Source organism: Arthrobacter sp. GAS37 (genome assembly GCF_044908325.1).
GTDB lineage: Bacteria > Actinomycetota > Actinomycetes > Actinomycetales > Micrococcaceae > Arthrobacter > Arthrobacter ramosus.
Genome location: NZ_JBIYDB010000026.1, coordinates 14,568 through 38,330, shown reverse-complemented (window position 1 = coordinate 38,330; position 23,763 = coordinate 14,568). Strand labels below are relative to the sequence as shown.

Here is a 23,763-nt window from a genome sequence, read left to right as displayed (position 1 = left end):
CCGGCGGTTACGATTGCGCGTGCAAGGTAGCGATGATGCTCGGGTTCGGGCATGCCAGATTCCTTTCCGACGTATGAGGTGGCGTGGATGAGTTCGTCGAGCAGATCCAGGTAATCAAGTTGGGGGTTCACACGCGCCGCTGTCACATACCAGGTGCTCCAGTCGAGCTGACTCGCCGGGCACCTCGCGTCAAGGGACTTGGATTCAAGGTGGAGATGATCCCGGTTGCCTCTTCTTCGTGGGAGTCGGCCTTTCCTAAAGAGGCAGACCATCCACTTCGTCTGGGGCCTTGTACCAGTAGGTACTTACATCCGAGTCATCACTATGTGGTAACGGGGAAGCAGTTCGGATCTTGCAAGTAGTAGGGATACTGACTGAAGTTCCGAACACAAGTGCATGCTGCTTCGGCAATGAGGCCAGGCGATTCAGTACCGATTCCGATATGAACGGAGTCATACGTCGTATGTGATGGAGATCTTCGGGATTCTGAATGCGATGAATCATGTAGTTCGAGCACTGCGACAAGACCGTTCCTGATAGCTCGCTTGGCCGTTGTGAGGAGAGGATAAGGAAGAGCCCGTATTTCCTTCCCTCCTTGGCCACTCTCTCGAAAATCTTCGTAGCGTCGAGAGTGCTTGCCGATGCGGGCTGGCTCGGAACGTACCGATGTGCTTCTTCGAGGACTAAGTTCACCGGATACGCGTTTCGTTTGCTGCTCCGCCTGAGGCGATCGAACACAAGCCTGGTCACGACTGAAGAAACAACCTCAACAACCTCATCATCGACTGTGCTGAGATCGAGGACGAAGACCTGCCCCCGCTTAATCGGCTGCGCTCCCTTCCTGTGAATACCTAGAATGTTGTCGACGAAATTGTCACGAGAATCGCGAATCAAGTCGTGGGCAGGATCTGCCCGCAAGAACTCGAACTCGTCGCGCGATTGCAGAGACTTGACCCGTGTGAGAAGGGTCGAGCAGTAGTCACGAACTCGGTTGTTTCCATGGCTCTCTTCGTAGAGAATCGCCATATCGAGGGCCGTCTCAAGGTCTGAGAACTTGAAAGGATGTTGCCGGTATCCCGGGATCTCCGCATCCTGCAATATGTACGTCTTCAAAAGGTTCTCAATCTCACTGATGTCGTGATCATCAAAAAGACCGAAGCGGACCTGTCTGTTGCCTAGAACTCCGCCAACCGAGATCTCGTCTGAGCCGTACACGCTCAGTAGAGAACGCATGCGGTGTTTGGCTGAGGTGTGATTCTCGGTGTCACGCAGCAAATGTTGGAGACAGGACGCCAAAATGTGGTTCTTGATATCCTTTAGGTCCTCAGCTGTGTCCTCGGCAAACAGCGACGTGAGCCCCAGAGCGTTACGCAGCACCGGACGTTGCACGCGATCACTTGTTTGAAGTAATAGCTCCCATTCCTCAGGAGTGAGAAGCCAGTGAGGAAGCTGAAAGTCCTGCGACTCCTCTGCATCGTTGGGTGGCTCAGTCGGCTCGGCGGCAGCTGCTTGTCGGTGGGAAATTCGAGCATAAGTACGGCGGATTGGAACGGGAAGCTCCGACAGTGCTCGGCGGTATTCGCCGTTGGTATCGAAAAGGATGAAAGTGCTACCACCTGCTGGAGCCAGCGTGGTCTTGCCAAGTGCGGCCTGCAGGAGACTTGCGATGGTGCACGATTTTCCGCTCCCGGTGTTGCCGAGGATGGCTGAGTGGGCACCGAAGAACTCATTGATCCGTATCTTGACCTCGTAGTCGTTGAAAACAACTGAGGTACCAATCGTGAGGCTCCTGAGTTTCGTTGCTTGAGGAGACGACTGTGGTACCGCGACTTCTTGGTTAGACACATTGAGGATTCGGTCGAGGTCCCTGTTCTCGACGTGCAAGACGTCGGCATACAAGGGAGGAAACTCCGATACACCGAAGGAAAAATTCTCGGTTTCATCGAACGGAAGGCTGCCCAGAGGCGAGAGGGAGAGCTGGCGTGAAGACACTTGTGTGATGTCTTCCATCGATTTCGAGGCACTAGAAACCGAACCATAATCGGGACGCTCTTGCAGCCCTGTAACTTCGGCGACCACGTAGACATTTGTTAGGGGGATAAGAACGAGCGAGCCGATGCGCGCCACGTAGTGCTGGTCGTCGAAGCCAACCAGGGTATATCCGTCGGCGGCCTCGGTCATCTCCACCGTGAACCGCTCGGCATTGACGTCAACGACTGTCCCAAGTCTCCTACGACGTGCATCAGATGTCGCCATCGTTGCCACTCTTTTGGAAGGAAGCGAACAGTTCCATGACGTTGCCGATTGCTTTCTCCGCAGGATCGCTATCGCCCGACGGCATAACGTCAGCGATGAAGTTACTAAAGTAGTGAGCTTTCCATGTCGAACCTGAGTCTTCTGTGCCGATTACCCAAATGCGTGGATCGTTCAAGTCCTGAAGCTTCTTTACATGTTTGTTAGTGGTTTCTTCGCCAAACTCAGGTTTGGCAAAAATTACAAGTCTGAAGGTGGGGATGGTTAGAGCCTGATAGATGATGTTGTTGACGTGCTCATCGCCGAAGCTGTAGCCAAGAGTTACCAAAGCGCTTTGCTCCTGCACCACCTTGGTCTGGAACTCTCTGAACATGTCGGAGTAGGGAGCAGCAAAGCTTGCGTTTTGCTTTGCCGGCGTTGGATAGATCAGCATTGCTTTGCCGTCTCCGCTTTCGCCCAGCGGACGTTCCTCCACGGGGAAAAGACCCTTCTCCACCGAGTGCCAGTTAAGAGAACCATGAAGCTTTAGGAAGTAGACAAGGTTGTCGAGCGACGTCCAACGCTGGGAAGTCAGATCGAGTCGCTGCGCGATCGTGTATCGAAAAGAAGCTGGGTTAAACCGTTTCTCCACCGAGCCGAGAAAACCGTTGATGTAGGGGACACCTGCGCGATCCATGGCGATCTCGTTGAAAAGGTCGTAGTTCGTCGTCGCGATGGTGGGGCGAGGCAGAGAACGGGACCTTTGCGAGAGCTTCCGGTAGAAGACTTGATAGAACGAGACGACGGTCTCTGCGGAAGGTCCTTCTTGTCCTGCCTTGCACTTATCGAAGACGTACTTTTTGATGGCGTCAATCGCCGAGTCTAGAGAGACCTTCGCATCTGACAGTGCGCGGTTGCTCGTTTTCGCCAAGGCGAACTGAAAACCGTACAGCACCTCCATGAGGCGCTCGAGATTCCAAGAGTAGTCCTCATCGTTCAGGTCTATCCCAAGGTCGTCGGACAGCTGGTCCCGGATAGCGTCAGTTAGGCCGTAGCGGGCGGCCACGTGCCTGTTGTCTTCAGCCAATATGCCCTGAGCAAGCGGGCCCATCGTGGGAATACCGTGCTCGTCATTTCGATTTGGGGTATGGGAGGAACACCCTGAGCCCAAGAGGAAGGTCAGATTCTTGGACGAGAGGACTTCGTTGAAATCATTCTTGGCAATCTCAAAGGGAGAGCGCCGTGCGGCATCATGTTCACCCGCCCTGTAGTGAATACCGCCTTTGAGGAAGGTGAGCGGACGGGCAGTCGGTTCGGCAGTCAAAGGTCCCCCGAGTCATAGTGTGACGCCGCAGAAATGGGCATCACGGCGGCGGTGGGTGGAGTAGCATCCATCGATTGCAGAGCCGCCGTGGCGCGTCCGCTCGAAGATCTTTCCTCTCGGGTGACATTCTAAGTTGCAAGGTGACGGCGGTCGTGAACCCGATTGGCATCGACGGCCATGTCGTGAAACAACGTGGCCGGGATTCCTATGCGTGCTCATAAGAGTTCGTTGTGTCGGCGGTGAAGGATCTCTTATCGGGCGCGCGATACGCAGCCCTGGCATCGGGCTGCGGGCAATCTGACAGCCGTACGATGCGGGATCACTATACGTCTCGAACCGAGCGCTAGGCGGTGGTTCTGGACACCGCGCAGCCGCTCTTCATTCACCGTCAACCAACTCTGACGCTTGAGACGGTTCAAGCTTCGGGCCTCCTCGGTCCGAATGCCAGGACACGAACGGAAGAGTGGGCTGAGTCGACCCCGGACATACCGTCGTGTTGGCGAGGGGTGGGTTACACGACCTCAGATCAAGAGGCAGCGCTTCGCTGCTTCGTCTATGACATTTTGAATCCGATCTGTTGACTTTGAGTGTGTCGGGCGGCCACGTGCCTGTTGTCACGAGTGCTCCGGGAGGCGCGGAAGCGAAAGCCTCCGCCACGAACTGACACGGGAACTTCCTGTCAAGGACTCGAAATAGTAGTACAGGTGCCGGTGCGCCGCCGGGGTGGGCGGTTCGGTCGCCGCGCGGCGCCGCGGTCTGATCACCATTGAATGCCGGCCTCGTCCGCTAGAGCGGCGATGATCGCGGCGGGTTCGTCAAGGTGGTCGACGGGGCGGCCTTGGTCCGCGAACCACGTCGTCCGAGATGTCATCCAAAAGACGACGTCCTCGCCGTCCCAGCCGTACTCGCTGGCGATCTTCTTCAAGTCCTTGAAGAGTGGGCGCACTCTCATCGACCCCTCACCGTCGGGTGAAGGTTCAAACAGGAATCCCGGATACAAGGTCTGGCCGCGGTACCGGAGCCCGAAATCAAGGACGTCCGTGTCAATCTCTGGCCCGGCCGCGAGGGCTTCACTCTGCGTACGAAGCCCGAACTCCCCACCCGATTTGCTTCCCCAAGTTGATCGTGGCTTGAACCGCCCGGGCAAGCTGCGGCGAGACATCGCCGTCCACGCTCTCCAATGCGCGGAACAACGCGTCGATCGGTTCCGCCGATCGGGCGCGCGCCCTGTCGCCGGTCTCGTGCTGGTCGGAAGGTCCTGCAGGTGGGGCCATCGTCCGTTCCCTGTCATGCAAAATGTGCCTTGCTACGCGACGATAGACCATCCGTTGGCGCCCGCAAGGCGCGGCGGGTTGCCGCAGGACAGGCCGCTGCCGGGTCGTCTTGGCCGGCCCTTTCCAAACCTGCTACGCCATCTTGTGACGCACGAACGGGCACAGGTAGCGGTCACGGATTCCCTCGCACCATTGGCGGAAAACTCCGCGCAGCCTCCGCGAGTTGCGGTGCTCCGGTTCTGCGAACATGGATCTCCCCTGTAAATGTGCTCGCCGACGATACCGTTGGGTCTTCGTGGGGTTTCGCTTAGCGTCACCGGCCGCGGACGGCGAGCGACTCGATGCGCAGCGGGGCTTTGCCTGGCCATACGAGCACGCCGTTGCCTTCGCGGGAGTTCTCCTTGTCGAGGACGTCGACTCGGGTAATGGTTCCGTCAGGGTGGGGCATTTGGTGGGTGCTTCGTTGGTGCCAGTGCCCGCAGAAGAGGTGCGGCACGGCGAGCGTGTCGACAACCTCTCCGATGAGGGTGCGGGTTCGTGCGGCCTTCGGACCCAGCTCCGACCGGAGCAGGCCATCGCCCTTGAGGGGGATTCCCGCGGGTGCGTCGTGGCTGATGAGGATGTCGAGTGGGCCGCCGTCTATGAGTCTTTTTGCTTCTTCTGGTGCGGGTTCCTCACTGGACCACCAGTCCTTGCCTTCGGTGCGGTGTTCGTAGTCCACGCTGAAGGCCCCGCCCAGGGCGCCGACGACAAGGTCCTCGACCTGTGTGCGGCCGCCCCGCGGCAACACGCGGATGTTGGATCGTAGGAACGCCGTACCGTCTTCGTCGACGGCAAGTTTGTTCAGGGTTTCCCAATTGTCGTGATTCCCGCCGGAGACGAGGAGGGTGGCGCCTAGACTGAGAAGGTATTTGTTCAGCTTGTCTTCGTAGCGTCCACGTTTCGGCCCGGGCCAGTCCAGGCCGAAGTCGCCGACGTGGAGCATCATGGCTGCACCTTCACGGGCCGCGGACCGGATCGCGGTCAGCGCCCACCCCGCGTTGCCGTGCCAGTCACCGAAAATTGCGATGGGTCTTGGATCCGACATTCAACCAGCATACGGACGCCGGTCTGGATTCCCCTCAGGCGGGCCTAGGCCAGCGACTGTTGGGAATGGGGTTGCCTGCCTGTTTCGCCGGCCCGTTGAAAGCCGGACAGGAGAGCAGCGATCCGCAAGGGGCCTGATGTCGAACCGATCCGATGGAATGCGGTCAACTGTCGACCTGGCGGACTTTCTTCCGTCCCGAGGCCCAAGGCGACCGTTTGTGGACAATGGAAGCTATGACCGATGAGAACGTCTCCATGAGCATGGATACTTCCTCCGTTTCGATCGCTTACCTACGGAATAATCTGAAGGACGTGATTGCGCGAGCAGGCAAGGGCGAGCGCATCCAAATCACGAGGAACGGCAGGGTTCTGGCGGTGCTAGTCGGGCCTGCGGATTGTGAGTTGCTTGAACAGCTGGAGGAGGCGCGAGATTTCGCACAGTACCGTGCCCCCATGAGCGTAGACGATGGGGCGGACTGGAGCAGTTGCGTTCCGACCCTGACGGGTGAACTCCTCCCGTGTCGGGTTCGCCAGTCCCGTTAGGAAATGGGGGGCGAATGATCCCGCCGACCGTGCCGGCGTCGATGCGGACGCCTTTACAGAGACCGCTCCGGGCCCCTGATGGGCTGCATGCCCCACAACGTGAAACCGGCAAGCCTCCCCGGACCTTGGTTTCCGGGTGGAATCATCGGGCGTCCTTGAGAGCGGCGGACATGCAAGCCACCCCCTGCCGGTGAAGAATCGGGGCCGGCGACAGATGAGGAGTCGAATCGCAGGCTGGCCTGATGTGCTGTGCGCGGCGCCCTCTCAGTCGGACGTCCGGGCTTGCCTGGACGGCCAGGGCTCTGTGGCGATCTTCCTTTGCCTCGCAAGGAAATCGATTCGTCTGTCCTGCGGGGGTTGTGAAACCAAGACATCATGACGGGAGCGAACCGCAACTGATCGTAGGCTTCGGCCTCGACCCGCCGGTCTGGTGAGGAAGCCCAGCCCGGATTTTCGTGGGAAGGGCCGGGAAAGCCGCCGCTGGCTAGGAACCTGTGCGGTGCTCATCCCGGCCCTGATGCCAGTAGCGCACAAAATTATTGACCACTACTGGCGTTAGTGACGCTCCACGTCCGAAGGGTCGATTGGATAGGATGACGGCCCTTCTGCATCAAATGCTAGACGGCGCGCAGCTCCCGGCCAAGGGCGGGCCTGAGTTGAAGACCTGATTTAACGCGAGTTGGCACGTTATCGTGGCCGCCGGATCGACACCCCCGACAGCGCAAAAGGAACTGATGTAAACGGGTCTCGTTACATGGTCTCCAGATCCCGGGCATGGATCCAGATGCCCAGGCGGGAGAACTCAGCGGGGGTGCCGGACTTGATTCGGGCCAGCCACCGCTCGGTGGCGTTCGGCAGGACCGTGACAACCCACTCTTCCGCCAGGGGCTTCGGTTGTGTCCATGGAGGCTTGGGGATTCCGAGCCTGTCGCATTCGCGACCAATGACCGCGGCAAGCAGTGTGTCCCACCGCAGGGATCCGGTGGAGCCTGGGGCTATCAGGAAATCCTCATAATTCGAAGGTGATGTGTGACGGAAGTCGGCGATGGCGGTGACCATGATCCGGAAGGCGAAATCAATATCCCCGTTCGCCAGCTCGCGACTGATGATCTCGGCGGTCCTTCGCGAGCTCAGCCGGTGTTCGTCGATCATGGCCATGATCACACGATAGCCCAGACTGACCGCAGGGTTGGTCCGCTTTTGCAGTTGCTGCGGTTTCCGGCGCGGGTCTGGCCGGCCAAGGTGCGGCCTGTCGGCTAGCCCCCGGCAGCCTTCGGGGTTTTGCCCGGTGTGGGCTCGGTTCCCGATGCTGGAGGGGCGATCTGAATAGGCCCCAGGTCATCTTCGTATCGTCGGTGACGTTCTTCACGTCGCGTTCATAGTCCGCGTCGACGGTGCCCCGGATGCGAAGGACGTCGGCCCTGGTCAGGTATGGGTTTTTCTCCACTGCGCTTCCCTCCCTTCAGGGGAATTCGCCTCGTCTAGGATCCCACGTCGTCCAGAGGCAAATGGGGACCATCGCTGTCCGTGGGAACGTCACGGGGACCGTGCCCTAGAAGGAATGGCTCGAAGCCCTGAAGCCGCGGCAGCAAAGTATCCGGAGCCAACTGACCGAGTATCCGGCTCATCATCGCATGGTTTCCCGGCCACCGGCGGTATCGACGACAACGTCTTCCATGGCGACTAGCCTAGACCCGATCACTGTTTTGATGAGTTGCTGCTGGCGTCCCACGATTCAGCTTTGTCCCCAGGACGCCATCGCAGCTGATAGGTCAATTGTGCAAAGACGCTTTGCACAAATAGCGGCCGCTGTCGGTGTTCTCAGCGATGATATTGCCGTGGCGAGTTTTCCGATCAGCGAAGCCGGCCCTGGGGATGCCGTCCCGCCGGGGCGGATTGGCTACGACATTTCCGCGGACCAGCTGCTTCTCCACACGATTCAGAGCGAGGAAGCTTTCGGTGCGCTCTGTTCGGCGGGCGTGCTCGTGTCGGATCCTTCCCGTATCGATCCTTTTCTTGTCGATGCCTACGACTGGCTTTACCGGCAGATGGCGGCACGGCTCACCACGGCCGGGGACGGGGCCATCTGGTTTTGGGCGCGGACCACGCGCCGGGATTTGGTGGACAGCTGCAAGGTCTCGATCGGGCAGGTTCTGCTGACCTGCAGGGTGCCGCGGGAACGGGTGCTGCTCTCCCACTATGGCGACTGGCATGCGGTCCTGAACAAGTTCCCGCATATCCCCGAGCTCCCCGGCGAAAGTGATGAAGGCTACACCGCCCGTATGAACCGCGTGGTCGACGAATTCTGGGCCAGACTCAGGGCCGCAGGAACCTGGGGCGCGGGAGTCGCGGACTGGCCGGCGGATTTGAGGGCCGAAGTCGAGCAGGGCTGGGAGAAAATCTTTGACCCCGGGAATTACGGTCGTTTCGAGTCCTGGCAGGCCACCATGCACACACTGCACGCGGAAGACATCGTGAAAGCCGTCAGAATCCGGCGCTGAACTTGCCGTCCTGTGTCAGGCCAAGACTGCCCCGCCCGGTCCATGCAGCTGGCAGAACGCGCGGCGAATAATTCCGGGGGCACCACACGAATTCTCCCGCCGTGTCCGGGTGCTCTCGCGGGTCCCGCATGCCCGGAGCCGGCTCCGGTTGGACGGTTCCGCTGCCGTCGAAACACTCGCCACGGGTAGATTCTGTGGTTGGTCCGCTGGCGAAGTCGGGTCGGCTTTGTCCCGGACGCCACCGCCGCTGAAACACCAATAGTCCAAAGCGCTTTGGACCATTGGCGACCCGCGGGCCCGGGAGAGCCAAAGCGTCCGTTCTGCTTCAGGGGAGGATCGGCAAAGAAGTTCCGATGGACGGGAATCAGAATTCAATCAGCATAAGAAAAGCGGACCGGCTCCGGGATCGGCCGCCGGGTCCTGCGATGTTGGATCCCCGATCGGGTTTGGGCGGGCGAGCCACTGGTGCCGCTGTTGGACCTTTTGTACGTCTTTATACCTTTTATATCTTTCATACTTCCCTGCCCCTGACCGGCGAATGAAAGCAACCCTTATGGCTGGTTGCCCAGGCGGAGACGATCCCAGGCAGGGCGGCAACGCCGTTCGGGTTGCCCCCGGCATGGTTTCTTACGCCACGAGCCGGAGTGGTCGCTCGCCCAGTTGGACGGTGATTTCTTGGCCCCAGGAGGCGGTGAGGCGGTCTTCTTCCATGCCGTCCCCGAACACCACGAGCTGGTCGGAGGCCACAGTGATCCGGAGTGTTTCGCCCGCCTCCAGGGCGCCTTCTGTCAGGGAGGCTCCGGTGATGGGGGAGGGCCAGGCTTCCCGGACGAACCACGCGAGCCGGGAATCCGTCGGAGTCGGCAGGGTGCGTCCTCCGCGTTCGAGGGCGATGGATGCGCACCAGCCGGTGGCCCCGGTGCCGGTGGAGACGATCAGCCCGGAGGAGGACTGGCGTTCGGTCAGCCCGTCCGGGGTCGTGAGCCGGTACCGGGCCGATTGGTGGGAGGAGTGGCCGATGAAGATCTCGTTGAGTCCGGAGAGTTCCTGGCCGTCGTCGAGCCGTGCCGTCACGGTGGACAGTTCCTCGCAGGACAGGTGCTCCGCCGCTTTGGCGGTGGTGGTGTCTTGTAGCAGTTTGGTCGCTGCGTCGGGGGTGTGCCGGACGAGGACGCCCGGATTGATGCCCGGCTCGGGGTTGATTCCGATGACGGGCTGGCCGGTGAGGTATTTGGCGGTGTTGGCCACGAGTCCGTCCTGACCGACGACGGCGATGACGTCCTCCGCCGTGAACAGGAAGCGGCTGAGGTCGAAGCGTTCGATCTCGGCGCGTCGCCATTCGGCCGGGACCGAGGCGCGGATGGTTGCCAGGGCCTCGGTGAGCCGGTCGTGGTGGTATTGGACTTCCTGGATGGTGCGGCCTCTGGTGCGGAGGAAGAATTCGGCTTGGCCGCGGGTCGCGTGCCGGTCCAGGAGTTCCTGGAGTTCCGTGCGTCGGTGGACGATGACGAGGCGGGGGTTGGCCACGGCGGCAGGCCTATTTCCCGGTCCGGCCGGTGGTTCCTGCCGCCGTCCCGGCCGCGGCGGGGACAGCATTGCCAGCTGGGTTCTGGAAGAGGCCGGCGAGGGCGCCGGTGAGCAGGTCGGGGGTGATGGTGAGGTTGCCGATGTGGGGGAGGGACCCGGCTGCCTCGCGCAGGGCCAGTGCGAGCAGGGTGGCGTGTTCCATACCTGCGTAGACCTCCATGGTGGCTGCCTCGCGTGCCGCGTTTGCCTCGCCGACGAGCCGGATCTGGTTGGCTTCGGCGGTGGCGTTGATGCCTTGGCGTTCAGCGGAGGCCTGTGCCTGGATAAGTCCTGCGGCGGCTTTTTCCTCGGCTTCGCGCCGTGCGTTGGCGCCTTCCTGGGCGACGAGGTGTTCGCGGCGGGTGGCCAGTTCGATCTGGCTGGCCATTTCGTTCTCGGAGATGGTCCGTTCACGCTCGACCGCGACGGCCCGGCGTTCGTACACTGCCCGGTCTGCTTCGGCCTGGAGCTGTTCCCGGACCGGGGTCTGTAGGGCGCGTTCGACGTCGGACTCCGGACGGATGGCCAGGACCTGCACGCCGAGGATTTCGATGCCGGTGGAGGCCAGCCGGGTGTCTGCCCGGAGGGCGTCGGTGAGGACGGTGCGGAGCTGGCTGACGCCGCGTTCGAGGGCCTGGGCGAGGGTGGTGGTGGCGATCTGGTCGATGGCGTGGCTTTGGCACAGCTGGCCGATGATCGTGGCGACCTGCTCCTTCCCGGTCGCCTGCACCGTGCCTGCCCCGGGGCCGGCGGGTTGGAGGGCGAAGTCGAGCCGCGTGGACACGGCCACGGGGTCGATGAAGCGGTAGGTCACGTTGGCCTGGACGCTCACGTCCTGGTGGTCGCGGGTGATGGCGTGGAAGAGGGTGGGCAGTTCCTGGTCGTCGACGGGGACCTCGCTGAGCACGGAGTTCACCGGCCGGTACCAGAACGCCTGCCCGACCCCCTGGTGCCTGACCGTGCCTTTCTGCAGGTGCACGACGTAGCCGGTGGGGCTGCCCAGGAAGTGGCTGATCCAGGGGTAGCGCTTGATGCTGGCCATGGGATTCTCCTAACCCTTTATATTGTCGTCAACATGACGATAATCAAACGATAGGCTCGCCTTCGATTTATTGTCAAGGTGACGATAACTACCTAGGATGGGGTAATGCCTAGGTCCTATCCGGCGCCCGCGCGTTTTCCGGTGACCGTCGACGTCGTCGCGCTCACCGTCTCCGAGGACGTCCTGAACGTCCTGCTCATCACCCGCCTCATCAAGCCCTTCCGCGGCTCACTCGCCCTGCCGGGCGGGTTCGTGCTGGCAGGTGAAGACCTGGTGACGGCGGCCGGCCGCGAACTGGCCGAGGAAACCGGCGTCAAGCAGATCCCGGGGCATCTTGAGCAACTCGGAAGTTACGGTCCGCAGGGGCGCGACCCGCGCGGGGACGTGCTCACCGTCGCCCACCTGCTGCTGGCACCCAACTTTCCGGTCCTGTCCGCGGGAAGCGACGCCGAACACGCCGCCTGGTATCCGGTCAGTCAGGTTCTGGATGGTGAATTGAAGCTGGCCTTCGACCACGAACGGATCCTTGCCGACGCCCTGGAACGAGCGAGATCAAAGCTCGAATACTCACCCCTCGGGACAGCGTTCTGCGGTGAGGAATTCACCATCGCGCAACTCCGGACCGTGTACGAGGCCGTGTGGGGCACGCGACTGGATCCACGGAATTTCCACCGCAAGGCCACCGGAACGCCCGGCTTCCTGGAGGAGACCGGAAGGATGACGACCGGTGACGCCGGTCGTCCGGCGGCGCTTTTCCGCCTAGCCGAGGCGGCCCGTCCCTCTGTGGGTCAGCCGACGAGGGCCGTACTCAGCCCGCCACTCATGCGACCTCGCGACTGACGTCCGACTGTGGTCCAGAGTTGGTTTCGGCCTCTCCTTGCGGACTCTTCCTAGGTTCGGCAATCCGGCACACGGCCTCAAAGGCACGCGAAGAGGAACCCGCTCGATGATTATTGGTCCTCAGGCGCTTTGTTGAGCCTTCGAAGGATTCCCGCTCAGCCTCAGCTGCCTCGGAAGGCCGGCCGTACATTGCCCGCATATCTGGTCTGGTTTGATAGGACGATCAAAGTCACGCCGCGACGGCACTAGTGACAGCAGGGGCGGAGTGGCATTGCTTTCAGCGAAAACCAGACGCAACTCGCGGACGGACACCGCAAGGCTATGAGCACCTCGGCGGCACTAATCTACTCTCCAGATTGCCGGAACGGGGTGTGTTGGGACGAACAGCCCTGGGTCTGATGCTCACTCGGTTCTGACTAACAGCATGAGAACAGCCGCCGAATAATGTTCCGAGAATCCGATCAGGGACCGGAGCGGCTTGGTTCCCGCTCGGCCGCCCTATACGGCTCCTTCACGTTGTGCTGACGCCTGTCGCGGCGGTTTCAGGACTCAATCCGGCACGCGACGGGTGCGCTGATATCGGCGTTTGATGCCGAGGCAGGACGTACCTAGGAGGACATCCATGCGAGGTCTTCGCGAAGCCGCATCAACCGGTGAACCAGCACCTCGGATAAGAGCAGTACCGATGGCCGACACGCCAGCAAGTAATGAGCGGACCTGAAAGCAACTCGTTCAAACTTCTCCGCACGTCTGCAAAGCTCGGGTCGTGGTGCGTAAAGGATCCCGACTAGTCTGTGTGCTCAGATCCTTCGTGCAGCGAGCGGAAATATTCCCTTAGTGTCTCAGTACTGATCTCGGCATTTCCGCGGTGCTGAGGTGGCGCCGACTCCCAAGCTTCCAGCCAGGGGCGCTCGGAATGAGTCCTATTGCCGAGGTCGAACCCAGTAAACGGTTGGTAGAAGTCCGCAACAATATCGATCGTGCTCGCGCCGCTCGGTGAAATCAGTTCTTTAGAGCCTTGCGGCCAATCGCTGACGGAAGCCTGACCTCTGTGGTACCGATAGAGTGCCGGGCACACCGGGCCCATGCGCCAAGCCTTGATCGGCTCGTCGAAAAGCCGTTCGCCGTGCCACGCCAGATGCCAGCCTTGGGCGTAATAGCAAAGCTTCTGCAGCTTCATCGTGGACAGATTACCCTCTCGAGCGAGGATATAGGCCGCGACATCGTGCACGCTTGTCATTTATCTCCCCTCAATGAAGTCGTCGTCGTATGCATCATAGCTTCCCCGCGTCTTGGGATCCCTCCGGGGCGCGACTTTCAATCGCCGAACTCGGCGATGGGTAACGTTCTTGCTTTTTCTTCTTTTCGCGCCGAAGCCCAACTGCGAGAAATTGCGCGACCACCTCGGCGAGCAGCACGTGGCTCGTTGTCAGCGAATTGGCGTGCGGAGCGTCCACAGACAGAACCCCGATCTCCGCTGTTTGAAACTTGACGGGAACATTGAGGAAGGTCCGATATCCCTTTCCAGAACAGTCCACCGCGTAATCAGTCGTTTCTATATTCTCGATCAGGCGTGGAGAGCCTCCATCGATGACGGCGAAGACGCCATCGGCCTCTGGGCTCTCATTGCGGACGAAGTTTCCTCTGGGCGCATCGAACCGGCCTACGTGCGGCGTCCGGAGCGTGAGGGCGTTGAGAACGTCATCGCTGCTGGCCTGGGTGGACTCGACCTGGTCCAAATAGTAAAGGCATGCTCGTGCGTCCGGTACCTCGATAACCCTCGTAACCAAGTCCAATGCCCTGTTAACAAGGTCACGTCCGTATGTGGCACTCTGGGACTCTGCAAGCTTTCCCATGTCATGGATTACGGGCGACAGTTGATTGAAGATCCTCTTCGTCGTGTGTGCTTTGGAGGCAGCCAACGCTGTCCGGAGCCTGGCTACCTCACTTGAACGGGCGAATCCTCCGGCAATCGCCCAGAGAGTTCCCAGAACTATCCCGACAAGGCCGGCCCAGAACCAAAAGGGATCAGTAATCCACCGGATCCAGTAAACAAGGCCGTTTCTGTCGGTGACGGAAAGAGGCAGCGCAGCGGCGCCAAGTGCGGCAATCAAGGGGCCGACCCACACGGCGGGCCAACGAAGTACCCAGACGGGTCGTTTCACGGTATGCGAAGGCTCGGACGAGCTAGCCATCTGGTTACTCCCTGTCCAACAGCCGTTGTTCTGTATCTCCTGTGTGCACAAATGACTGTAGCTCGGGCACCCATTCAACTTGAAACCATCGATTTCCGAGACAGCCAGAACCCAAAGCGAAGGGTGAACAAAATTCCGGATGGACCGACTGAGCCGATCCAGGCGCCACACCTCGAGGTCGTCGCTGGAGCGTACTCCGTGGGAGCGCCGAGCTGAGCGAATCGGCTCACTGTGAGTTGATGCCGGGGGCTGACTGCTCCGCCGTGCGTGCCAGGAACCGTCCAGCCCGCCGGAAGTCACGGACAAATAATGCAAACCCGATCACTACGGCAACAATGCCAACTGCCATTAGCCACGCGGCGGCAATGTCACCGCGAAGGGCAAAGCGCACGGCTTGGGAAATGAAGAGAAGTGGAAATATCGGCGCCAGGAGCAGCAGTTGGGTAGCCAGGCCCTTTCGCAGTTGGGCTGCCGCGCCCCGGGTGACCACAAGGTGTCCCGGATCTATGGCCGCATTCCCAGGGATCTGCCGACCGACCTGCTTTCGTTCCTCGCTCTCCAGCGAAAGCAGCACGTCGACCCTCCCGTCCGGGCGGCAGGCACCACTTTGTCCGCGTTGTAGACCAGACCCCCAATCAGAACACCGAGGACTGCGAGGAAAAACCCGAACACCAAAAAGGAAGCCCATTCCGCCAGAGCACCCCCAAAGGCAAGCATCCCGCCCACGGTCCCGGCCCTAGGAGGATGACCACTCCGGCTGGAAAATACCGCGTGTAATAAGTCTTCACGGCCTCGCCCAGGCAATTGTCCGCCAGCCCTGAGCTCTTCTGGCAGCATGGTCCCAACGGTTTGACTCTGCCATGAGATCGTCAATTCCGCTCATCGTCTTCTTCCCACGGATGCAGCTAACGCCGACAAAGACACGGGTGAAACCGTTTGCTGATGCCGATGGTCCTGTCGCTCAAATCCTGAACTATTCGAACCCGTAAGCCAAGGATGAACGGCCATGGAGCACCATTGATTTCGTTTGGCGGTTAAATCGCAGTTTGAATTGGCGGTTCTGCAGGTCCGTTCGCGGAACGACCTGACACGATCTCGGGAGTGTGGCGAAGTCTCGCCAAGTGTACTCTCAAGGCAATTGGGGGTTAGGAAAGGCGGAGTGCTTCGGTCCGAACTCCTCGATTGAAGGAGGAGCCAACAGAACGATCCGTCTTATCAAGCGTCAGTTCGTCGAGATGCCCCAGCCTGCAAAAGCCCTCTTCCGATGCTTCCTCGCGTCCGTCGCGCTCTGCTTTCTCCTTGGAGCGCCGAACGGTCCGGAATGGTTGCTGCTGCTGATTGTCTTCGTCATTGGACTTTCAATCTTCCTTTTTGGCCTCTGCATTTTCAGGGACGTCAACGGCGCGGCAACTGGCTGGTCCCTTATGTACAAAGAGAGCAAAGGAATACCGCCGGAAGGCTTCACTTTCGTAGATGTTCCGACGATAAAGTTCATGGGCTTCATGTACATGTGCATGGGTGCCCTGGCCTTTGTAGGCATGACACTCGAGGCCTCCAGGCAGGCATATTTCCCAGGCACACGTGGTGCGACCCAAAGGACGGTTGTCTGTAGGACTCAGCACAGGAACCCGCAGCGGACGGTAGCTGCCCCCAAGGCGAGAAGCCTGTCGCGGGCAGGTACTGGGATGTAGGCTCCGAACATGTCAAGGCGGACCTTCTTCAAGAGCGATTTCCCGCGCGCCTCCCTGATTACTGATGTGCGGGAGGGCGCCCACGCAACTGGTCTAATAAATGGCTTTCCAGCATCTGCTGCGCACCGGGGCGTCTACCGCGACAGCAGCAGCTTTTGACCGTCGGGACGCAGTTCCCCGGTGGGTGAAACATGCCGGTAAAGGGTCTGACGGGTGATGCCGAGTTCGGTGCAGAGTTCGCTGACCTTTGTATCCGGCTTGCCCATGGAGGCCAGAGCGAGCCGGAGTTTCGCAGGCGTCATCTTGAAGGGCCGGCCGCCGTTGCGGCCGCGTGCGCGGGCGGAAGCGAGACCCGCAATAGTTCGTTCGGAGATGAGTTCGCGTTCAAATTCGGCCAGGGCGGCAAAGATCCCGAAGACCAGCTTCCCGGAGGCAGTGGTTGTGTCAATGGCCGCGCCCTGCCCGGTGAGAACCTTCAGCCCGATGCCGCGCTCGGTCAGGTCGTGGACGATGTTCACCAGATGGCGCAGGTCCCGGCCAAGCCGGTCCAGCTTCCAGACGATCAGAGTGTCGCCGTGGCGCAGGGCTTTGAGGCAGGCTGACAGATGGGGCCGGTCGTCCTTCTTCCCGGAGGCCCTGTCCTCGTAGAGGGAGTCCGCGTCGACGCCAACTGACAGGAGCGCGTCGCGCTGCAGGTCCGTGGACTGGGATCCGTCCGCCTTCGAGACGCGCATGTATCCGACCAACACGGCAGTTGCCCTTCGTCATTTATACGTTCGTTTACGTGACACCGTGATTCCAAATCGGAGCAGAATCGAAATGTGTCACTTAACCCGTTACTTATTCTAAGTCATGCAAAGGATCGTTAATCCTCTATATGTGACAGAAGGTTGCCGCGAACTAAACGGTCAACGTCGACATCCCCAGCTACATCTCGAGGTCAATGTCCCGGCTCCTGATGTCGTCACGCGCCCTTTGCTCGAGGGCGTCCGCTTTCTGTGCAAGATCGTCGGCCTCTTGCCTGACTCGTTGGGCGTATTCGCTTCCTTCTTCCCCGAAGGGGTTGCGCACACTGCGGAGGTAGGTGTCGAACGCGATGTAAGCGTCGCCGGCAGCTCGCAAAACGCCTTCAGAGCCGTCTTCGAGGATCGCGGCGCCTTGGACCTCAACGACCCGGTTCATGGCCGTCCTGAGGATCTCGTCGTGACGCTGGTCGCGCGTCTCCTCAGTCTCGCCCGCGTAGATGAAAGCCTTCTGCGTCATGACCTGCCTGACCACGATGGAGAAGTCGACATACGGCACATATAGGCTCCGCAGACGCGCGAGCTTGTCATCTCTCCGGCGTCGCCTTTCGGTAAGGACGTTTCGGTTGTTCTCATGGCGCTGCGTGAGGAGGACTCCAACGATGGCGGCCGCCCCGCCGAGGACAGCGCCGATGGCGCCGCTGAGGAAGGACCAGAGTGGATCTGGGCCGCCGGGATAGTTCACGATGACGGACGTAGACAGCATGGCCTCAATCTAGCGTCCAGAACGACCCGCGCTGGTACCGCCTCGGGTAGGCGACGTGCGTCGTTGGCCTGCTCAAGCATCCGGCTTTCGCGGATTGTCGGGACGGGGTTTGCCGAGTTCAATGAGATTCATGACATGGCCGAGGATCTCGAGGCGCTTGATGACCACGATCTTGACGTCGGGCGTGCCTCGTCCGGGGTTCTGTCATCGCGTTTTGAGCCGCGGTTTTACACGCATCGCGGCCGTTGCGCCTTGGCTCTCTTGATCCCCAAAAAACGTACCGGAGACACCGTTGTCTAAGAGATGACTTGCTGAGACACGGGGTCTTGGTGGAAAACCGCGGATTTGCGGGGGAATGGGCGGCATGTTCCGGGACCGCTTCGGGTGTCTTGGAAATCAATAGTTTTTTGCGACAGCCCGGACCCGCGGAGAGGAACAATCTTGACGGTTGGGCGGTCCGGGGGTCTGAATGTGGAGTCTCCATGGATGTTGTCTAGCAGCCCGTTAGGATTCTCGCCAGGTCAGCTTCTGGCGTGCTGCTGCTGGACCGATCCTGAGGTGAACCAGCGGACGAGGGGAACCGCGAGCATTACTGCCGATTCTGCGGCCTCCGGGCTGATGGTTTCTTTGGCGCCTAATTCATGATTGCCGCCGTGGCGATCGACTTGCCCTGCCCAAAGGGTTTTCAGCATCGCGATGATGGTTTGCCCGTTGGAGTAGTGCTCGTCTTCGCGCTGGAAGGGCAGCGTCCAGTCCGCTGCGTCGAAGTTCGTGCCGTTTATCTTTTGGATGACCTTGCCGAGTGTCGGCTTCTCACGAGGGCCGAATCCCAGCAAAGGAATGGCGGCGTCTTCGACTGCTTCAATGGCGAGTCGGTAGGCTTCCTTGGGGTTCGGGTCCATGCCGAAGGCTGCACCCCACGCTTGGGCGAGCGTTTTTCCTGCGTGCCCGGAGGCGCGCGTGACCTGCTCCGTGGCGGTCTGTACGCCCTCAGGTACGCGGCGGATCAGGCCCAGAGTTCCCGGGCGCCTGATTCCGATCGTCCACTTGGATCCGGAATCGGCAAGCATCGTGTTCAGTGTTCCGAAGAGCCCGGCCTGGTTATCCGTGGCGAGGTCTTCGATGACGTCTTCTGCCGGTGCCAGCGACAGGATGTAGTCGGTCAAGGTCAGCTCGGAGCCAAGGGCCTGGAAGTGTTTGATCACTGCATTCACAAGACCCGCTGTACTGCCGGGGTACTGCACATAGATTTCGCAACGCAGCTGCTGCTCGATTCGGTGCAGGAAATCCTCGGGCGCGCTGCCCGAAAACAGCAAGCCTAGAAATTCGTACTGCCAGCCGGTGTGGGCTTTTCGCATCCAGGGCGGGACACCGTCATGGAGTGCATCGTAAAGCCGTTCGGATTCCTTGTCGTGACCGAACGGCCGCCATTCACCAGAAGTCATTGAACAAGGATCTCTCAGTTTCTGGCACCCCTGCGTGACCGCCCACGTGTCGTGTGACTTCCGACGGAAATCTATACGTGCCGGGGAGCGCGGTCGCGCCAGGACCCAGGAGCGCCCACCAATACCAAGACTGTGCGCTGCTCGTCCTTTGCTGCGGCAACATCCTGTGTGACCGGATGGCCATCAACGGAGGCAAGCTGTCGATGCGCTGGCGTAAAGTCGTAGAGATACTTTTCGCCTTGCACGAGACCCCGGGGGACCATTGAGCGCACACCAGCAAGGTCAGCTCAGCATGGACGCCCAATTGCAGATCAGAAAGCTCGAATCCGCATACAAAACAAATGCCGACCGGCCCGTGGCCTACCTTGATGAGACGTCAATGCCGACCGGAGTATACGAGGGGTCCGACCCGTTTTACGCGGTTACCGTCGTCGTGGTTCCCCGATCCGACCATGAAGCCATCAGAAAAGAGCTGCTGGAGATCATCGGTGCACCGTATTGGCACTCAACGAAGGCGAACGAGACCGAGGAAGGTCGGGCAACGTTGGATGAACTTGCCCGCTATATCGGTGACGGCACGGAGCCGGTGATCATTTCAGCGCAGGCCCTTGTTGACCCCGAGGACAAGAGCCAGGAGAAGGCCCGTGCCGCCTGCTTGACCCACTTGCTGGGCTCTCTGCATGGAGGCTCGCTTTGCGAGCCGGTGAATCTCTTTGTGTTGGAACGGCGCCAGGACCAGAAGCGCAGGAACATCGACGATTTCACGTTCAAAGCGGCTAGGAAGAGCGGAGCCATTCCGTTGACGGCGGAGACATTGCAGGTCTCACCCACGCATGAGAACTTGCTTTGGCTTCCGGACATCGTCTCTTACGCGTACTACCGGAAAATGGCCGTCAAGCAACCTGGTCTCTTCGACCATCTAGCACACATGGTCACGCACATTTCGCCTGTACCGGCCCGTTAAATGGAGCAGCCCCGGGCGGCCGTAGCAATCAAACCCGGGGCCAGGCCGGACCTCGAACTTCCTTACGGAAGACAAGTTCCAACACCTTGCTCTCGTACAGACTAACCCAGAAGGAACTCCAGGGAACACCATTTGTGAGAAAACTAACGCGATCTACCCACGCCGCGAACCACTAACCGCACTGCGGGACCGCATTGCTCCGACGCGGCCTGGGGCCAAGAGCCAGACCGATATGCTGGCTTGGCGCAGCGTGGCTACCCGTTAGCCGGCAGCGTTTTCCCATGAAGAGTCGCCCTGGGCTCGTGAGTCAAGGAGGGTCGGAACGTGGCCGATAAGTCTTGGGTTGATTTTGCCCAGTTCGCCCTTAACCTTTTCCTGGCAATAGTCACCGTCTCCTTGTTCATCCAGGGAACGAGAGACCGGCGACGGATAGCTGAGGATCGTAGACGCGAACAAGCGTCCAAGATTAGCGTCCACCGGTTTGACCGAACGGAGCAGACAAGGCCTGATTCCTATCGCGTGCTCGGCACGCGTGTAGAGATCCGCAACGACTCGGATGCTTCCATTTCGAGAGTCCACGCCCTCCACCTGACCTTGCCTTGGTGGCACGACTATGTGAACGCCCGCGGCAGGACAGCCGTCGACCCTTACCGAAAGCAAACCATACGCTTTGCTGGCCATGCCGAGCCCGGAGTCAACGACATTTCGATCCCTCCAGGGCAGAACGTCTATTACGACGATGCCCCACTTCCCGGCCAAACCATCCTGCTGTACTTCACTGACGGGGCAGGTATTCAGTGGGTCAAGCGAGACGGGCAACTCTGGAGATATGCCGCGGATACACACTGGCTAAGTCGTCTGTACTGGTGGATGTATTCCAGACGGGGAACGCGAAGGCTTGTTGGCTGGCTACTCGACTACGCGCGCCGGCGGTTCAACAAGGTGGCACCGAGCGTCCCGCTATCGGCCCGGGTTGCCACGTTTCTTCTCGGCGTGCCGCCTGTCCCAGGCGGTGCGAGTGAGCCGTGGCTGATGCCCCGCAATGCCCCGAAGAAGGACTGGCTGTACCAAGAGTGGATCAACGGAATTTACCTCGACCGGGCAGCCGCTACCGAACACGCCGATGCTGGCGAAACGCCTCAACCTTGAGGCGGAGTCACATCACCGACGGGAAGCTCAGGCCTGCACCTGAGGAATCGCAAGCTATGCCGAAACGAGTTGCCTGACCAAGCCACATCGGCAGAAACTTCAACAACAACAGGCTCTACCAGTGTGAGATGCACACTCCGCCTTTCCCTGGCGAACCTGTTCAGCGTGGATTCACCGATGACTTCCGGCCAAGGATGCCGGGACAAGCTAGACGGGTGCTTCCTCGCGCCACTCGCTGCGGACACTAGCGAGGTAGCTACTCCAACCACCTTTCTCTGAAGGAAAGCCGCCCGCGGCGTGATCACCGTCGTAGTACCACTGTTCGTTTGGGCCGCCGACAGCCCCAATACCGAAGTAGTAGCCGGACACGGTTTGGCGGTAAGCGAACCACGATTGCCCACCGTGCCCTACTTTCATGACAATTCCATGAGGGTTCGGCAGCCCCTGACGGTCAAAGTTGCCGATTAGCGTAAGGACATTTGGGTCGAATCTATTATTGTTCCGGTAGTGACCCGAATGACACACATAGAGCCACTCCAGTGCGCTCTTGGTTGCTCGAAATTCTCGCCGATCAAGCCACATGCCGTCTTCGTCAACACCAGTAGCACCTGAGAAGTTAACGAGTCTTTGGCGAGCGGACTCGCGCCTAGCTCTGTCTGCCTCGACCTCGGCGAAGTAGATTTCAACTTCATGGCGGGCGCTACGAAAGGTTCTGGTGGCAACTGCTTGCCGCCCTCGTTGTCCGGCGAACCGGTCAATTGCCCTCAGATCTGTACCTAATGCGCTTATGAGCCCCAGTCGAACCCTGAGTGGTATCGCGCGCCGATCCGAAAACCGCGCAAGTCGCACCATCATGGACTCGAAGCCGGCGATCACCGCCGCAGCATACGCGAATGGGGCCGCGGCAGCTGCGAGCCAGATAGGCAAGAAAAGCTCCCTGACCACGTCACCCAAGACAAAGGTTCCGGGTGCTTGCACGAAGCTCACTATGGTGGTGCCGATCAACGCCAAGGAAACTATCCCCAACAGGCTTGCAAACATACGCCCCACAGCGCGGTACTCGTCTGTCGTTTCCGCTGCAGCTTGCAGCATGACAAGGCAGGTTAGGACAGGAAAGAGTATAAGTTCGGCCCACCAAGCTAGCGTCTGCACATTGACCATGAACTCGAAAAAGGCAGCCAAGCGAATGGTGTCCCGGAGGTGGCGCCTGAAGTAACCGTCAGTCTTTGATGCTTTGGTGATTGCGTTGACGTAGAGAACCAGCCCGCTAGCGATGAACCAAATTACAGTCGCGCCAAGAAGCTTCGGCGTCCAGACGTCGAGCTTCCATGAACACCAGACGACGCCCGACAGGAATACCGCGTAGGTTGCCAAGGACGTGAGAACCTTCCAGTTCCCAAGGCTCTTGACCGCGGACATTGCCGCTTCCCTCGTTTTGGACCAGCCAAATACGAATGCGATGAACACGGCAAGCCAAACTCCCATCGCGATTTCTCTTGTGTTGGCGTAATCCCCCAGCGACCAGTTCATGGCCACAGGTTATGCCATTCGTGTGTCAGTTCTAGTAGGGATCTGACGGGCTGTGCCCATTGTGGGCAGGTGGAGCCCGGAAGGTAGAGCTCAAAGCTGTCGACACTGGTTGCCAGCCCTACGTGGAAGTTGCGCGGACGGAGGCCCGGGTGTTTCAGCTGGCCCTGGGTGCGTGGTTGTTGATGTAGTCAAGGACCGCTGAGCGTAGCGCGTCGGGAAATTTTCTTCCTTCGGCGGCCGCCAGTGCCCTGAATGAGGCGTTCAGGGATCCGGGAACCCGGATGCGCCAGGTTAAAGAGTCCCGCCTTCCGGATCGAGCCGGGGCCGGCCTCCCATCGCTTTGATCTCTTCCCGCTCGGGCGGGGTGTCCGCGGCGTCCAGAAGCATTTTCAGGGCCTCTGCGCGGCTCTCTTCGGTGCCGCGGTGGATGACCGCGTTGGGGCTGATCGAGGGTTCCTCGGATTCCGCCCAGCGGGCCCGTGCGTCGAAGTCGATGTCTGTCATGATTCCTCCTTCAAAAGAGATAGATACTTTTCCCGGGCCAGGCCACCATCGCGTGGAAGATGACGACCCTCCGGGGAGGGATCCCCAGCACCATGACTTCCACGTTGCCGTTTTCATTGACGGCTGCTTTTGGCACGGTTGCCCGGACCACTACCGGGCCCCGGCATCCAACGTCTCCTATTGGGAAGCGAAAGTCACCCGAAACCGCAATCGCGACACCGAGACGTCAGCAAGCCTCGTATCTGCCGGGTGGACCGTCCTTCGGTTCTGGGGCCATGAGGACCCCGCGGCCATATCTCATCAGATCCTGATCGCTCTCGAGCGGGTATGAACAGCCTTCAACACGGCTGACACCGTCATGCTCTCAG

At 60.1% G+C, this 23,763-nt stretch carries 22 protein-coding genes; 6 read left to right on the top strand and 16 right to left on the bottom strand.

The genetic code is table 11. The features are described from left to right. Positions 1-255: 255 nt before the first annotated feature. The 5 genes from ABH924_RS17865 to ABH924_RS17845 form a co-directional block, all read right to left on the bottom strand. Complete coding sequence (locus ABH924_RS17865) at positions 256-2,256, bottom strand: ATP-binding protein (RefSeq protein WP_404500944.1); 2,001 nt, start codon at positions 2,254-2,256, stop codon at positions 256-258. Beyond that, positions 2,243-3,556 carry an SIR2 family protein gene (locus ABH924_RS17860; RefSeq protein ID WP_404500942.1) on the bottom strand — a complete coding sequence of 438 codons (1,314 nt, stop codon included), beginning with the start codon at positions 3,554-3,556 and terminating at the stop codon, positions 2,243-2,245. Before ABH924_RS17860 ends, ABH924_RS17865 begins: the two co-directional genes overlap by 14 nt. 760 nt (positions 3,557-4,316) lie before the next feature. Continuing rightward, entirely contained in the window at positions 4,317-4,502 is a 186-nt protein-coding gene (locus ABH924_RS17855) for a hypothetical protein (RefSeq protein ID WP_404500940.1), read from the bottom strand. 124 nt (positions 4,503-4,626) lie between these two features. After that, a complete protein-coding gene (locus ABH924_RS17850; protein WP_404500938.1) occupies positions 4,627-4,830 on the bottom strand; it encodes a hypothetical protein in 204 nt (67 codons plus the stop codon). Between the two features lie 313 nt (positions 4,831-5,143). Then, on the bottom strand, positions 5,144-5,917 hold the full coding sequence (locus ABH924_RS17845) for a metallophosphoesterase (RefSeq protein ID WP_404500936.1): 774 nt from the start codon (positions 5,915-5,917) through the stop codon (positions 5,144-5,146). Positions 5,918-6,069: 152 nt separating this feature from the next. Here ABH924_RS17845 and ABH924_RS17840 point away from each other — a divergent pair, with 152 nt between their 5' ends. After that, positions 6,070-6,459, top strand: coding sequence for a type II toxin-antitoxin system prevent-host-death family antitoxin (locus tag ABH924_RS17840; RefSeq protein ID WP_404500934.1), 390 nt, complete (start codon positions 6,070-6,072; stop codon positions 6,457-6,459). A gap of 750 nt (positions 6,460-7,209) precedes the next feature. Here ABH924_RS17840 and ABH924_RS17835 read toward each other — a convergent pair. Beyond that, positions 7,210-7,617, bottom strand: coding sequence for a hypothetical protein (locus ABH924_RS17835; RefSeq protein ID WP_404500932.1), 408 nt, complete (start codon positions 7,615-7,617; stop codon positions 7,210-7,212). A 680-nt stretch (positions 7,618-8,297) separates the two neighbouring features. Between ABH924_RS17835 and ABH924_RS17830 the strand changes: the two genes are divergently transcribed. After that, positions 8,298-8,960: a DUF3841 domain-containing protein gene (locus ABH924_RS17830; RefSeq protein ID WP_404500930.1), complete on the top strand. Its 663-nt coding sequence runs from the start codon at positions 8,298-8,300 to the stop codon at positions 8,958-8,960. A gap of 627 nt (positions 8,961-9,587) precedes the next feature. Here ABH924_RS17830 and ABH924_RS17825 read toward each other — a convergent pair. Next, complete coding sequence (locus ABH924_RS17825) at positions 9,588-10,487, bottom strand: hypothetical protein (RefSeq protein ID WP_404500928.1); 900 nt, start codon at positions 10,485-10,487, stop codon at positions 9,588-9,590. 10 nt (positions 10,488-10,497) lie between these two features. Continuing rightward, a complete protein-coding gene (locus tag ABH924_RS17820) occupies positions 10,498-11,568 on the bottom strand; it encodes an SPFH domain-containing protein (RefSeq protein ID WP_404500926.1) in 1,071 nt (356 codons plus the stop codon). A gap of 105 nt (positions 11,569-11,673) precedes the next feature. On the opposite strand from ABH924_RS17820, the gene ABH924_RS17815 reads away from it, so the two are divergent. Beyond that, positions 11,674-12,408, top strand: a complete 735-nt coding sequence (locus tag ABH924_RS17815) for an NUDIX hydrolase (RefSeq protein ID WP_404500924.1) — start codon at positions 11,674-11,676, stop codon at positions 12,406-12,408. A gap of 787 nt (positions 12,409-13,195) precedes the next feature. Here ABH924_RS17815 and ABH924_RS17810 read toward each other — a convergent pair. The 3 genes from ABH924_RS17810 to ABH924_RS17800 form a co-directional block, all read right to left on the bottom strand. Then, positions 13,196-13,648, bottom strand: a complete 453-nt coding sequence (locus ABH924_RS17810; RefSeq protein ID WP_404500922.1) for a Panacea domain-containing protein — start codon at positions 13,646-13,648, stop codon at positions 13,196-13,198. A 34-nt stretch (positions 13,649-13,682) separates the two neighbouring features. After that, the gene (locus ABH924_RS17805; protein ID WP_404500920.1) at positions 13,683-14,522 is read right to left on the bottom strand and encodes a GAF domain-containing protein; all 840 of its coding nucleotides are present in this window, start codon (positions 14,520-14,522) and stop codon (positions 13,683-13,685) included. 307 nt (positions 14,523-14,829) lie between these two features. Continuing rightward, the gene (locus ABH924_RS17800; RefSeq protein ID WP_404500918.1) at positions 14,830-15,177 is read right to left on the bottom strand and encodes a hypothetical protein; all 348 of its coding nucleotides are present in this window, start codon (positions 15,175-15,177) and stop codon (positions 14,830-14,832) included. 547 nt (positions 15,178-15,724) lie between these two features. Between ABH924_RS17800 and ABH924_RS17795 the strand changes: the two genes are divergently transcribed. Then, on the top strand, positions 15,725-16,294 hold the full coding sequence (locus ABH924_RS17795) for a hypothetical protein (RefSeq protein WP_404500916.1): 570 nt from the start codon (positions 15,725-15,727) through the stop codon (positions 16,292-16,294). A 134-nt stretch (positions 16,295-16,428) separates the two neighbouring features. On the opposite strand, the gene ABH924_RS17790 is transcribed toward ABH924_RS17795, so the two are convergent. The 3 genes from ABH924_RS17790 to ABH924_RS17780 form a co-directional block, all read right to left on the bottom strand. Then, a complete protein-coding gene (locus ABH924_RS17790) occupies positions 16,429-17,043 on the bottom strand; it encodes a recombinase family protein (protein ID WP_404500914.1) in 615 nt (204 codons plus the stop codon). A 178-nt stretch (positions 17,044-17,221) separates the two neighbouring features. Then, a complete protein-coding gene (locus ABH924_RS17785) occupies positions 17,222-17,803 on the bottom strand; it encodes a hypothetical protein (RefSeq protein ID WP_404500912.1) in 582 nt (193 codons plus the stop codon). Positions 17,804-18,324: 521 nt separating this feature from the next. Continuing rightward, positions 18,325-19,248, bottom strand: a complete 924-nt coding sequence (locus tag ABH924_RS17780; protein ID WP_404500910.1) for a hypothetical protein — start codon at positions 19,246-19,248, stop codon at positions 18,325-18,327. 292 nt (positions 19,249-19,540) lie between these two features. Here ABH924_RS17780 and ABH924_RS17775 point away from each other — a divergent pair, with 292 nt between their 5' ends. Next, positions 19,541-20,212 carry a hypothetical protein gene (locus ABH924_RS17775; protein WP_404500908.1) on the top strand — a complete coding sequence of 224 codons (672 nt, stop codon included), beginning with the start codon at positions 19,541-19,543 and terminating at the stop codon, positions 20,210-20,212. A gap of 519 nt (positions 20,213-20,731) precedes the next feature. Further along, entirely contained in the window at positions 20,732-21,361 is a 630-nt protein-coding gene (locus tag ABH924_RS17770) for a hypothetical protein (protein ID WP_404500906.1), read from the top strand. A gap of 207 nt (positions 21,362-21,568) precedes the next feature. On the opposite strand, the gene ABH924_RS17765 is transcribed toward ABH924_RS17770, so the two are convergent. Both ABH924_RS17765 and ABH924_RS17760 read right to left on the bottom strand, forming a co-directional pair. After that, a complete protein-coding gene (locus ABH924_RS17765) occupies positions 21,569-22,891 on the bottom strand; it encodes a hypothetical protein (RefSeq protein ID WP_404500904.1) in 1,323 nt (440 codons plus the stop codon). 291 nt (positions 22,892-23,182) lie between these two features. Continuing rightward, entirely contained in the window at positions 23,183-23,395 is a 213-nt protein-coding gene (locus ABH924_RS17760; RefSeq protein WP_404500902.1) for a hypothetical protein, read from the bottom strand. Positions 23,396-23,763 lie beyond the last annotated feature (368 nt).